Raw genomic sequence first — 11,872 nt, forward strand, 5'->3', positions numbered from 1 at the left:
CGCCGGCCGAGGTGGGTGGATATGTGCACGTCGTAGGGGCTACCGGGACAGGCAACTATTCGGGAACAACGAGATGGGCGGACCCGAGCGGCTCGCTCGTCCTGCACATGGTGCTGTGGAACCGTGGCGAGCCGGTTGGCCGGGTACACGCTCCGCCACCTGGTCGTTTCCGGCCATCACCCGTTGACGAGAACCAGCGCGGCACGATCCTGCTGGACACTCAGACCGCGGACGGCATGAACGGCGGGGTGTTCACGTACTCCGGTGGACATGAAGGGCGCGGAACGTATCGGCAGTTGCCGACACCCGCCGGCTTCACGTACGTCTGGCCTGAAGCGATCAACAACCGTGGCGACGCGATCGGGCGCGGTTCGGGCGGCGCGGTGCTGTGGCCCGGCGACGGCGGTGCACCCGTGGTCATCTCATTGCCGCCGGACAAGCATGTTGTGCAAGTAGTGGACCTCGACGACGACGGCACTGTCCTGCTATATCTGAACGATGGTCCGCATCTGTGGCGCGCAGGCACACTGACTCAACTCGCCCAGCCTGCGGGATATCGGTTCCCCTGGGCGGAGGCGATTCGCGGTGGCAAGATCGTTGGCCACGCCAGGACAACCGACGAGCAGGCGACCTACCAGGGATTCTTCTGGCCGGCGCCAGACAAGGTAGTACCAATCCAGGACAACGCGCTCGGTGAGGGCATTAACGAGAACGGCTTGGTAATCGGCCGCGCCAGCGTGTATTCGCCCGGCGGGGTCTGGTTCGGCACGCACCCACTGGGCGAAATTCCGGACAACAGTTCCATCCGCTTGATCAGTGACGACAACAGCGTCCTCGGCACGAGCTCGGCCGGTGACAACAACACCGTGTGGCACCCGACCTGCGGCTGAGACACTCGCCGGATTCGACCGCGCGGCGGTTGGCAGCACTTGTGCCTGCTGGGTGGGGTTGCCGCCCTAGGCCAGGCCGAAAGTCATTGTGGCGCCTGCCAATCCCCGGCAGGCGTCCGACAAGCAACGTTGTGGTACACGGTGATTCCGGTCAGCTGATAGCGTTATCCAACGCCGCACGCGCGAGTTCGGCAAGTTCAGCGGAGCCGAGTGGACGACTGTTCAACGATCTTGGCACCATAGGCTCCTGTTTCGAAGGTACCTCGCATATACGCATCGCAGAAGCGTGATTCAGGCGCTACACCACCTAAAGAATGTCGCCCGGTAGTGGCATCATTCTCCACCTCGCCAGTCCTCCACCGCTGACGACCACGAGCACCCGAGCGACGTCCATGACATTGGTTGAGTCACGACACGCGCCGATACCCCCAGTAGAGAGCACTCGACCTTCTGAGTCCGCCGACGCAAGCCCCTGGGGGCGCCGCGGACCGGTCCCATGGCCGGTGACAAGGCCCAACGCCCACGACAAACCACTGCACAGCCGGACCAGTTCTCCACCGCCGCGTGCTCGGCGTCGGCCTGGTCCGCGCTGAGGCGGTCGGTCACCAGGAGGCGGGCTTCCGCATGTGGGTGAGGATGTTCGCGGTCCTTGCGCGCAAGTTATGCGCCCTATACTCGGAGAGCTAGGCATCCGCCGCTGAGCGCAACCGGAGACCCATGTCCCGACGCAGGACTCGGTACATCGCGGGCCGGCCCGGCCTGCGACCTCCTCGGCCACGTAGCGATCGAACGGCACGGAAGAAGTTCCTCGCGGTCGTCACATGGCCGCTACGCACGGGCACACGCGTGGTCGCGTCGATCATGGTCGCGGCGCTGACCACGCTGGCCGTCACCTTTGTGACCACGCGGCAGGACGCGGTGCTCGACGTGGTCGGCGACACCTTCGGCGAGGCTCCGCTGCTTGTGCACCACAACGAGGTCGACATGGCTTACGGGCCGTACGTCGTGCTGCCGTCGGCGCTGCCTTCCGAACAGGCGGCGAAGGTCACGAACTTCGAGGACTACAAGGGGCTGCTCACGTCCGTTGACGCGGTTCCGCTCGGCGGCGCCGAGGTCGATCTCACCATCGAGGGGAATCGGCACGAGAGCGTGATCATCGAGGGCATCAGCGCCCGTGTCGTGAAACGCACTGCGGCACCGAGAGGGACTTTCTTGTTCAACAATCTCGGTGGGGGACCGGAAGAGAAGATCGAACTGCAGTTCGACCTCGACAGCCCGGACAAACGGGCCAGGAAGCTGGGTTCCGGTGCTGCGGTGTTCGAGGAGGGAAACTACATCGAGGTCCGTCGTGGCGAGAAGTTGGTTTTCACCTTCCATGGCATCACCCGTCAACGTCACCTCTACGAATGGCTCATCGATCTCGTCGTACAGGTCGGCAGGCAGCGCACGACGGTGACAGTCGGTGCGGAAGCGCCCTATTCGGTCACCGGTCCGGTGGAGGAGTACGCGGCCTACTTCGCCCGCGACTTCGATGGTCCGCTGCGCGCCGTCTCGGCCGGCGAGGCGTGTCCTAAGGGTTGCACGAACCGATGATGCGACGAGGTCTGTGCCGCGTGTCGGTGCTTCCGCTTGTGCTCGTCGTGTTGGGATGCGACGCCGAGCCGTCGCCGAAGCCGGCCGGGGGAGACCTGGTGGTGTCGGCGGCCGTGGCGGCGAACGAGTTCGGGGTGGGGATGGTGTTCCCTGTGTCCCCGCCGGCTGGGGACGCCCCCGCGCCGGGGCAGGACTGCCGAGGCGCGTACGAATGGGCTCGTGGCAGGGGCGCGCTGCTAGAGGACACCGCCCACTTACGAGTCACCCTGCGCGCATCGCGTTACGCACAGGTGGACGGCCGTGCGATGGTCATCAGGCTGGTCGACCGGTCGGCGGAGTTCCCGGGTTTCGCAGGCAGGTTCTCCTGCCCCACTGGACGCTATCCGGATCGCGGCGACCCGGACGTCTACGAAGTCCAACTCCCCGATGACGGGTCCGAGGTGGACGTGACGTCCGCGGATTTCGGTGGCCCGCTCGCCGCCGTCGGTCTCGACGCGGGCGAGGAGCGGTCCTTCCTGGTGAACGTCGGGGTTCCGAAGAACGGTCCGACGACGCGGTTCGAGTTCGTGTTCCGTGCCGACGTGAACGGAGTGGAGCGGACGTACGTGCTCCGTGACGGCGATCGTCCCTTTATGTTGATGGCCAACCACGGCGGCGCCGGGTTCTCTCCCGACCAGTACTACTGGTGTCCTGGCTCGTCGAAAGGGCTCGTCCACCACTCCGGCGACGACGACCCCCTCGACGCCGAACGTCCACCAGCCCCGCCCTGCTGACCGGCTGACGTTGCGCTTGCCGAAAATGTCATCCGTGCAAGTCACGCGGCGTGGTGGTAATCGTCGAGGATGCCGCCCAAACCAGATCAAGGTGCGGTCAAGCAGTTCGTGACGGCAGCTCTGTATCCCGGCTCACCAGGTCGGGGACAGTGTTGCTTGAGCCGTCGCGCGAGTGCGAACGAAGCCGTGTTCTGCTGGAATGTCAATCAGAAGACGTCGTCCTGTCCCAGTAGTCGCTTTCCAGCAAGCCCAGTCGAGGCACTATCGCATCCACGTCCTGATTGGCTGCGATTCTGACGTGACGTCGCCCGGCGGGTCCGTACTGCTGTCCGGCGGCGACGATCAGGCCCGCGCGTTCGGCTGCGTACCGGGCGAAGTCGACACCGTCACCGTTTGGGGTGGCCAACCAGGCGAACAAACCGCCTTCAGGCGCCGCGCAGGGCAAGTCATGGGCCGCGAGAGCGCTCAGCAGGTCTTGTAGTCGGCGTTCATTCACGAGACGGAGCGCCTGTGCGTGCGCGTCGTCGTCGAGGAGCATAGATGCTTCGGCCTGCGCATCAGCCGATGCCATGAAACCGGCCGCACGTCGGCGTGTCACCAGGTCCGCAACGATTGCTGGGTCGCCCGCGTAGAAGCCCACTCGTAGTCCCGGGGCGTTGGATCGCTTGGACATGCTGTGCACTGCGAGCACACCGGTGTCGCCATGCTCAAGCACGGTTCGTGGTGCGTCGCACCAGGTCATGTCCGCGTACGCTTCGTCGGACAACACCAGCACACCGCGTTCGCGTGCCCACCCGACGACGGGTCCCAGTGCCTCGACGATCCCGCTGGGATTGGCCGGACTGTTCACCCACAAGCAGAGTGCACGGGCGGCGACGGCGTCGGGCAATCGGTCAAGGCGTAGCCGGAAGTTCATGTCCGTCGGGATGCGGTACGCACGTAGGCCGGCGAGCCGGGCACCCACTTCGTAAGCGGGGTAGCCGAGCGCGGGAATGAGCACCGTGTCGCGGGTTGTCGGCGCCAGCACGTCGCGCAGGAACAACGGCGCGGTGGAGATGAACTCCTTTGACCCTGTCGAGGCCGCGACTGCGTCCGCGCTGATCGTGATCCCGTACTGTCGCAACAGGTAGCCAGTGGCCGCGATCCGCAGCGCGAGTGTGCCACGACTTGCCGGGTACGCGGCCGCTGTGCGTGACTCCCGTGCGCGGCACCATGTCGGCGGCGGTTCGGCGGGCACCCCTAGAGAAAGATCCAAGGGCACGTGGCCGGCGGCATTCGCGATCTCGATCGCGCGCTCACGCGTCCACTCCGTCACGCTCGAAGAACCACATGGGCGGGCACGATCTTGACGATCACTCGCTGGGTGGCCGGTGTGTCGAGTGTGAACCGCCCACCTGTGTACGCCTGGGAGAGCTGCTGGATCAGATCACCGCCAGGGTCATCTTCCACGACGGCCTTTCCGCGCACTTCGCAGTACCGGTACGGATCCTGTGGTTTCGGCACCAGAATCGACGCCGAAGGCGTACGCACCAGGTTGTGATACTTGCGCCGCTCCTTGGTGGTGGAGAACAGCACTTCACCCTCTTGCACCGTGACCCACACCATCGACAGTTGCGGCCCTCCATCCGGATCTATCGTTGCCACGAAGCCGAAGTTGGGCGCTCCGAACCAGGCAGCGGCTTCATCGGTCAGCCGGGAACCGGACATCGTTCCTTCTCTCGTCTTGAGTGGCGGGCACGGGGACAAGCCGGGCGAAGGCTTGGATCAACGCGAAGCCGTCGTCGCGGAATTCCAGGTGGGCCTGCGCCCCTAGAATCCGTCCGTCGTCGGACAGGATGACTTCGACCGGACAGCTCTCCGACCAACCGATGGCCGAAAACCCGGTAGGCACTCTGTTCACATACAGGGTGTGTCGTTGGAACAACGAGACCGTCCTCTTGAGACCGGCCAGGAACCCGTCGGTTTCCAGTTCGACTGGATAGTTTCCGACGCGCTGCTGACCACGTTCGAGTTTCGCTCCATGCGCCAGGGCAAGGATGTGCATCCCGCCGCACACACCGAGCGTGGGCAATCCGGATCGCAGAACCAGATCGACGACGTGCCGGTAGTCACCGACGTGCGCCGGGACCTTGGTTCCGCTCAGAACCAGAGCCTGATAGCGACCGTCCACTCTGGTCGATGCGTCGGCGACCCGCACGACCTCCGTGTCCAGATGGAGTCGTTCGAACCTTCTACGCAGTGGTCCGATGGACAGGCTTCCGTTGTCGATGATCAGTACGCATGGCCCGGTCACGGGGCTTCACCCAGCAGGGCTGTCGCAGTGATCTCGACAAGGAACTCCCGTCGCGCGAACCCCGAGACCTGGATGATCGCACTGGTGGGCGGGCTCGCGCCCAGCCGTTTGTTGCGTACGGTGGTGACGGCCGAGAAGTCCGCCATGTCCACGATGTAGATCGTCAGTGCTACGAGATCGTCGATGCTTCCGCCGGCTTCATCGAGGATTTCCTCGATGAGATCGAAGATTCGCGCCGTCTGCCCTCCGGCGTCGCCGATCGCTGTCGGCGTGCCATCCGGTGCCTTGGCGACCTGGCCACTGATGAACAGCAGGGACGTGCCGGCGGTGAGCGGCGCGCGGATCGCGGTCGAGTAATTGCCTGCGGGGTCGGGGTGCGAGGCCGGTTGCACGACCGTGCGAGACGAAGTCATGTGATGTTCCGTTCTGTCCTCAATGGGTGATCAGGGTTCCGGACTCTCCGGCCAACATGGAGGTGACGGACCCGTTGCCCAGAACGACTTTCGGCGTCCCGCCCTCGATGGCCTCGACCGCGGCCCGAAGTTTCTTTCGCATACCACCGGTGGTCTTGCCGTCGCGATGGTGTATCGCCCGCACCGCGGTCAGACGGCCGACTGGCTCGCCGTCGACGAAAAAGTTGGGAACGTCGGTGACGAGTACCAGCGTCGTCGCGCCGAGTGAACCGGCGAGTGCCGCCGCAGCCCGGTCAGCGTCGGTGTTCACGGTCCGCCCGTTGGCATCGCGGGCAAGCGGCGTGACAAGCGTTGCCCTGGGAGACGAGTGATCACCTACTGCCAGCCGGGACGTATCCACGGACCTCACAGGGCCGACGAGGTTTTCGATCTCCACCAAGCGGCCGTCTTGCCACCACAACCGCTCTCCCTGTCCCACCAGGAGCAGTCCATCACTGCCGAGCACACTTTCGACGTGCACACCCCTGTCCGCGAGTTTCCGCGTGATGGCCGTCCTGACTGATTCGCAGACGAGCTGGATGTCGGCGATCACCTGTGGCGTGGTCCAACGGCTGCGGTTTCCGTAGCGGTCACGCAAGAACGCGGTGGGCTTGCCGTGCCGGGGATGGAACCTCCCCAACGGGCCGGACCAGCCATGCACCAGCACTACCCGTCGGTCCTTGATGACACCCGCGAGGTCGTCCCACCACGGCTCGTCGAGGTCCTCCACGCAGCTGCCGCCGAGCTTGATCACCAGGGGACGCGGCTCACCGTCCGAGCCCGGTAGTGGGGCACTCATGCCGGAACCACCGGCTGCATGGTCAGCCCGAGCTCCGGCACGTATCCAAAGCGGTGGTTGACGGCTTGGACAGCCTGCCCCGCAGCACCTTTGACCAGGTTGTCCAACGCCGCCAAGGCGACGATCCGGCCACCGCCTTCGGCGTCGTGCATGGCAGTGACGTCACAGAAGTTGGAGCCAAGCACAGCCTGGGGGTCCGGCATCGGGATCATCGTTTCCCGGTGGTCCCGAACGCGGACGAAGTGGTGTGGTTTGTAGTACCGCAGGTAGGCGCGCGACAGTGTGCGGGAGTCCATCGGCCAGTTCCCGAATACGTAGCAACTGGCCAGCAATCCTCGTACGTGCGCGACTCCGTACGCTGACATCATCAGGGACACAAGGACATCCGGGGCTCGCTCGGCGAAGAAGCCCTGGACCTCGGCGGCGTGCCGATGGCCGACGGGAGCGTAGGGCGTGATCGCGCCGTTGCGATAAGGATGCAGGCCAGCACGGCGAAGGGGCAACCCGCCACCGCTGGATCCGCTTTTGCCATCCACCAGCACCGTGCTCTGTGCCAGTTTCAGCCCGAAGACCAGCGGAGCGAGCGCCAACGTGATAGCTGTGGCGTAGCATCCAGGCAGGGAGATCAGGTCCGCACTCGCTAGCTCGTCCGAGATGAGTTCCGGCACGCCGTACGTGAACCTCGCCGCCAGCTTGGGATCCCGCCCCACTCCGGGATACCACCGGTCGTGCACCGCCTCCGACCGAAGCCGAAAGGCCCCGCTTAGATCGATCACCGTGGCGCCGCGGCCGGACAAAGCGGAGGCGAGTTCGGCCGAAACACCGGCCGGCGTTGCCAAAAGCACCACATCACAACGCCGTCGAACGTCAGCAGCTGACACGGCTTCGATCGTGGTGTTGGGCAAGGTGCGCAGCCCTGGATGCACGGCCACCAAGGGCTTGCCCACATTCCGGGAACCACCCAGGAAGGCCAGATCCAGGCACGGGTGCTGGTCGATGATGCGAACCAGTTCTCCCCCAGCCAATCCCGAGGCGCCGATGACTCCGACGCGTGTCATGGCAGGCCCTTCTGGAGGTAGTCACCGAGGATCGACACGATGTCGACCTCGGAAGTCTCGGCGATCGCCCGGAACGCCGGCGCGTGGTTCACCTCGTTGACCACCAACGAACCGGCGTGCTCGAACAGGTCGACGCCGTAGATGCCGGGCCCGAGAACGTCGACGACCCGGTCCACGATGTGCCGGACCTCCACGCCGTGGGCGATACCGCGCTGCCGGGAACCCGTGGCGGCATTGCTTCGCCATTCAGTGTCACCGTCGCTCTCGAACTCGGCCGAGGCGACGATGTCCCGTCCGACCACGAAACACCTGATGGAGCGGTTTCCCAGGTAACGCTCGACCAAACATGCCTGTTCGAAGGAATGACCAAGGTCCTCGATGTAGTCGTAGAAGGACTGCGCGGTATCCGCGTCCCGGATGAGGAACACTCGCCGGCCCATACCGCCGAACACGGGTTTGATCACCAGAGGCAGCGTGAAATCGTTCAATGCGGCCTGGAAGTCCTTACGGGACAGCACGAGCCGGAACTCTGGCACGGGAATCTTGTTCTCGTGCATGACGGAGCGGGCCAACACCTTGTTCTCGCTTGTGCGGATCGCGCTGGCAGTGTTGATCGTCTGCACGCCGTGGGCCTTGAAGCTGCTGGCAAGCAGGCCGCCGCGGGTGTAGCTGCGACTTCTGATGAGCACGATGTCGTTCTCGTTCAGCGAACTGTCCAAGGGAACACCGAGGCCCAGCGATTCGTCGTTCAGCCATGGCGCATGGACTCCACGCCTGCCGAGGTCGGTGGTCAGCTCCCGTTCTTCCCACCCGACTCGGTCGGCGACTATCGCGATTCTTCCTTCCACCGCAATCCCACCTCCCCCGCCGGTGTGGTCACTGGCCCCAGTCCCTGAGTTGTTTCTGCACCATCTCCAGCTCGAGGACGCCGTTGTCGACGGCGTTGATCCTCAGCGTCAGCAGGCATTCCGGGCAGGTGAAGGTCTCGCCGACAGTGAGGGCCGAAATGGACAGTTTCGTCTCGCACTCCGGGCAGGTGCCGGTCAGCTCCATCATCGCCCCTCGGTGATCAGGTTCTCCGCCGCGTACTCGCGTGCCAGTGCACGAATCGAGTTCCGATCGAGCAGCGGTTTGCCGTGCTGTTGCTGATGTGTGATGAGCCAGGCGCAGAACAACTCGGCATCGACGGCGGGCTCCTGGTCGTCCAAAGCGAACTTCACCAGTGCCGGCGACAGTCGAGTTCGGACACGCAACGATCGCGCGTTGCCCACCACTTCGGCCGGGGTGGTCTCGTACGCTTCAGGATGAAGCAACTGCCCCAACAGTTCGTACGCGTAGGCGTGTCGTGTGGTGGGGCCTGGCATGAAGGCCGAACCGAACCCACCTCGGCGAACCGCTTCCTGAGTCAACGGGGTCAGCAGTGAGAGGTCGTGGCGAGTGTCGCCATAGGCCGCCCGCAGAACACAGAGGACTTCGGCAAGTGGACTGTTTCCACCTCGCTCTCCGATCCCTCCCACTGTCGTCGATATCCACGCCGCGCCGGCGTCGAAGGCCGCGAGCGAGTTGGCGACAGCCATCCCGAGCATGTTGTGGGAATGGATCTCGATTTCGGCTTTGTCGATGGTCACAAGGCCAGCCACCAGCTTGGCGCAGTCCTGCGGCCGCAAGGTCGCGACGGTTTCGGCGAGCCTGAACCGATCCGCTCCCGCTTCGAAGCCCGCTGCCACGTAGTCGTTGAGACGCTCGACATCCGTGCGTGCGCCGTCTTCTCCGCTGAAGGTGACGTGGAAGCCAAGGTCCTTGGCCTGACGGATCGACGATTTCGCAAGGGTTTTCAGATAGCTGAGGCTCGGCGAGGCCAGCTTGAGCTCCGCATGCCGTGCCGAGGTGGGGATCGAGAGCATGATCGAGCGGCAGCCGAGCCGTAGGGCTTCCTTGAGCGCCTCGGCGACCTGGCGGCGGTCTCTGACCATCACCAGGCTCAAACTGCGATCGGGGCCGATTTCGTTGTGCACAGCCAAAATAAGGTCGGCCTCTGGAGATCCAGCGCCGGAGATGATCCCGACCTCGATAAGGTCGACTCCCACCCTGGAGAGCAGGCCGGAGATGCGCGTCGCGTCGTCCGAAGTGAATTCAACGCCCGCCATGTGGGCGGAATCTCGTAAAGTAGCGTCTGAAATGCACGGAAGCGTTGTGGATCTTCCAGAGTCTGCAGAGTCCATTTTTGGACAGCTTTCTATGACGAGTGCAGCATTGTGAGATCTGACGCAACCAGTGATGCGGCTGCTGGTTAACTCATCCCCTAGTAGGTTCACGCTTGGCGAAACCCGTACTTGTTCCGGTATACCCCATTGGCTTCGATGACGCAACGTCGCCCAGATCCGACATCGGCGCCGCCATGCTTTGTCGCCAACCGGACGGAAGATCATATTTTCGCCGTCCACACTCGACCGCTCCACAGTGCACAAAATAGGGCGGGATCAAGCCGTCCGGGTCGATTTGCGCAATTATTGATCATTTCAAAGGCGGCCGGATCTCGCGCACTTCCGCACCGACATCAGGCGTCAACGCTTACCCGACTAAATCGTGAACGGTGCGAAACGAACACTTCACCGTCCCAGCCCGGGCGACGTAACGATCCGGATCATTCGGCCCATAAGAAACCCCCGAACAGCCCATCCCGTGCGGGCAAAAGACGCATGTGCTCCTACGGCGTCTCGGCTTTGACGCGGGCGAATATACCGTGACCAGCCCGTTGCGCGGCCTGCTTCGGCGGTGAATCAAGGGGGGAGCCAGCTTCGCGTCCCAGCAGGGTACGGGGTTCCCATGGCAGAGAATCGGTGTTTTGATGGGATGATGGAATGGGGGTTGCTTCTCGGGTTCGCCGGAGCGTGCGTGGTACTCAATCTGGTACCAGGCCCAGGGATGATGTTCATGATCGCCCACGGCATCGCTGGCGGGCGCCGCGGAGGCATCGCCGCCGCGTTGGGAATGGCCACCGGAACCATAGTCCACACGGTCGCGGCCGCATTGGGCTTGAACGGGCTCCTATCCACGGCTCCTGCCGCACTGGAGACCGTGAAGATCATCGGGGCGGTATTTCTGCTGTATCTGGCGGTAAACACGCTGATGTCAGCAAGGAAATCGACGACACCGTCCGCAACGCGCGCGAACACGCGAAGCACCTTACGCAGGACCTATGTGTCGGCGGTGTTGACCAACCTCGCGAACCCGAAGGTCGTTCTCTTCTACTTCGCCTTCGTACCACAATTTCTCACGCCCGGAGGCTGGGTCGTGTCCTCCCAGATCCTGGTACTGGGAACGATGCTGATCATAATCGGCCTCATCATGGACGGCGCTGTCGGGATAGCGGCAGGCACCTTCTCCGCGTTGCTGCTCAGCAAACCGAAGTTCCAACGCCGGCTCAAAGAGCTTTGCGCCGTCATTTTCGGGGGCTTGGCACTACGCTTGTTCACCGAAACCACATGAATCCTCAAGCAAGGCAGATGGTGCAGTTCACCGGCCTTGTAGGTGCCGAAAACCTCGTCCGTGCTGGTCAAGCAGCGTGGTGGTATTCGTGGAGGATGCCGCCGAGTCGATCATGTCGTCGGGTGCCGGTCTTGATGGTGGTGATCCCGCTGTCGGCGCGGACTGTGTCGAAGGCGGTGGTGTATTTGCTGTCGCGGTCCCGGATCAGGTACTTCACCGTGGTGGTGCTGCCGTCCTGGAGGTCCATGATGAGGTTTCTGGCCTGTTGAGTGGTCCAGGGGAGCACGGTCATCTTCCCGACTGGTCCTGTCGTGGCTTGCCGCGGCGGTAGTGGAAGTGACCCCCGTGGTGAGGTCTCCTTCGAGGATCGCGCTTTGTGCTCGACGATAGGCCGATGTACCCCGAGATCGAGCCCCAGGCGTCAGGTCACCTGGACACCGGTGACGGCAACCTCGTGTACTGGGAGGAGTGCGGGAATCCTTCCGGCAAGCCGGTCGTCTTCCTGCACGGCGGCCCCGGTGGCGG

General features: G+C 63.9%; 14 protein-coding genes and 1 pseudogene. 5 read left to right on the plus strand and 10 right to left on the minus strand.

The features are described from left to right. Positions 1 to 23: 23 nt before the first annotated feature. The 3 genes from B9C43_RS54595 (at position 24) to B9C43_RS57340 (ending at position 3,256) form a co-directional block, all read left to right on the plus strand. Positions 24 to 890, plus strand: a complete 867-nt coding sequence (locus B9C43_RS54595) for a hypothetical protein (RefSeq protein WP_143447301.1) — start codon at positions 24 to 26, stop codon at positions 888 to 890. A 717-nt stretch (positions 891 to 1,607) separates the two neighbouring features. Continuing rightward, positions 1,608 to 2,483, plus strand: a complete 876-nt coding sequence (locus B9C43_RS54600; protein WP_143447302.1) for a hypothetical protein — start codon at positions 1,608 to 1,610, stop codon at positions 2,481 to 2,483. A 20-nt stretch (positions 2,484 to 2,503) separates the two neighbouring features. Further along, a complete protein-coding gene (locus B9C43_RS57340) occupies positions 2,504 to 3,256 on the plus strand; it encodes a hypothetical protein (protein ID WP_084435032.1) in 753 nt (250 codons plus the stop codon). 202 nt (positions 3,257 to 3,458) lie between these two features. Here B9C43_RS57340 and B9C43_RS54610 read toward each other — a convergent pair whose 3' ends face one another. The 9 genes from B9C43_RS54610 to B9C43_RS54650 are packed head-to-tail and all read right to left on the minus strand — an operon-like array spanning position 3,459 to position 10,317. Continuing rightward, positions 3,459 to 4,571, minus strand: coding sequence for a pyridoxal phosphate-dependent aminotransferase (locus B9C43_RS54610; RefSeq protein ID WP_084435033.1), 1,113 nt, complete (start codon positions 4,569 to 4,571; stop codon positions 3,459 to 3,461). Beyond that, positions 4,568 to 4,963 (minus strand): PPOX class F420-dependent oxidoreductase, encoded by a 396-nt coding sequence (locus B9C43_RS54615; protein ID WP_084435034.1) that lies wholly within the window; start codon positions 4,961 to 4,963, stop codon positions 4,568 to 4,570. Before B9C43_RS54615 ends, B9C43_RS54610 begins: the two co-directional genes overlap by 4 nt. Beyond that, positions 4,938 to 5,549, minus strand: a complete 612-nt coding sequence (locus B9C43_RS54620; RefSeq protein ID WP_084435035.1) for a glutamine amidotransferase-related protein — start codon at positions 5,547 to 5,549, stop codon at positions 4,938 to 4,940. Before B9C43_RS54620 ends, B9C43_RS54615 begins: the two co-directional genes overlap by 26 nt. Then, entirely contained in the window at positions 5,546 to 5,962 is a 417-nt protein-coding gene (locus B9C43_RS54625; protein ID WP_033389771.1) for a RidA family protein, read from the minus strand. The genes B9C43_RS54620 and B9C43_RS54625 overlap by 4 nt, the downstream gene beginning before the upstream one ends. Before the next feature lie 19 nt (positions 5,963 to 5,981). Next, complete coding sequence (locus B9C43_RS54630; protein WP_084435036.1) at positions 5,982 to 6,800, minus strand: amino acid kinase family protein; 819 nt, start codon at positions 6,798 to 6,800, stop codon at positions 5,982 to 5,984. Beyond that, positions 6,797 to 7,858: an N-acetyl-gamma-glutamyl-phosphate reductase gene (gene argC / locus B9C43_RS54635; protein ID WP_033389772.1), complete on the minus strand. Its 1,062-nt coding sequence runs from the start codon at positions 7,856 to 7,858 to the stop codon at positions 6,797 to 6,799. Before argC ends, B9C43_RS54630 begins: the two co-directional genes overlap by 4 nt. Then, the gene (locus B9C43_RS54640) at positions 7,855 to 8,706 is read right to left on the minus strand and encodes an ATP-grasp domain-containing protein (RefSeq protein ID WP_200826165.1); all 852 of its coding nucleotides are present in this window, start codon (positions 8,704 to 8,706) and stop codon (positions 7,855 to 7,857) included. Before B9C43_RS54640 ends, argC begins: the two co-directional genes overlap by 4 nt. A 28-nt stretch (positions 8,707 to 8,734) precedes the next feature. Beyond that, positions 8,735 to 8,914 carry a lysine biosynthesis protein LysW gene (locus tag B9C43_RS54645; RefSeq protein ID WP_033389774.1) on the minus strand — a complete coding sequence of 60 codons (180 nt, stop codon included), beginning with the start codon at positions 8,912 to 8,914 and terminating at the stop codon, positions 8,735 to 8,737. Further along, positions 8,911 to 10,317 (minus strand): hypothetical protein, encoded by a 1,407-nt coding sequence (locus B9C43_RS54650; protein ID WP_200826166.1) that lies wholly within the window; start codon positions 10,315 to 10,317, stop codon positions 8,911 to 8,913. Before B9C43_RS54650 ends, B9C43_RS54645 begins: the two co-directional genes overlap by 4 nt. A gap of 397 nt (positions 10,318 to 10,714) precedes the next feature. On the opposite strand from B9C43_RS54650, the gene B9C43_RS54655 reads away from it, so the two are divergent. After that, positions 10,715 to 11,347, plus strand: coding sequence for a LysE family translocator (locus tag B9C43_RS54655; RefSeq protein WP_033389782.1), 633 nt, complete (start codon positions 10,715 to 10,717; stop codon positions 11,345 to 11,347). A 67-nt stretch (positions 11,348 to 11,414) separates the two neighbouring features. Here B9C43_RS54655 and B9C43_RS54660 read toward each other — a convergent pair whose 3' ends face one another. Beyond that, a complete protein-coding gene (locus B9C43_RS54660; RefSeq protein WP_143447305.1) occupies positions 11,415 to 11,594 on the minus strand; it encodes a hypothetical protein in 180 nt (59 codons plus the stop codon). A 147-nt stretch (positions 11,595 to 11,741) separates the two neighbouring features. Here B9C43_RS54660 and B9C43_RS56475 point away from each other — a divergent pair. After that, positions 11,742 to 11,872 (plus strand): annotated as a pseudogene (locus B9C43_RS56475) (prolyl aminopeptidase); the annotation flags it as partial.

The organism is Kibdelosporangium aridum (genome assembly GCF_900176515.1).
GTDB classification, from domain to species: Bacteria; Actinomycetota; Actinomycetes; order Mycobacteriales; family Pseudonocardiaceae; genus Kibdelosporangium; species Kibdelosporangium aridum.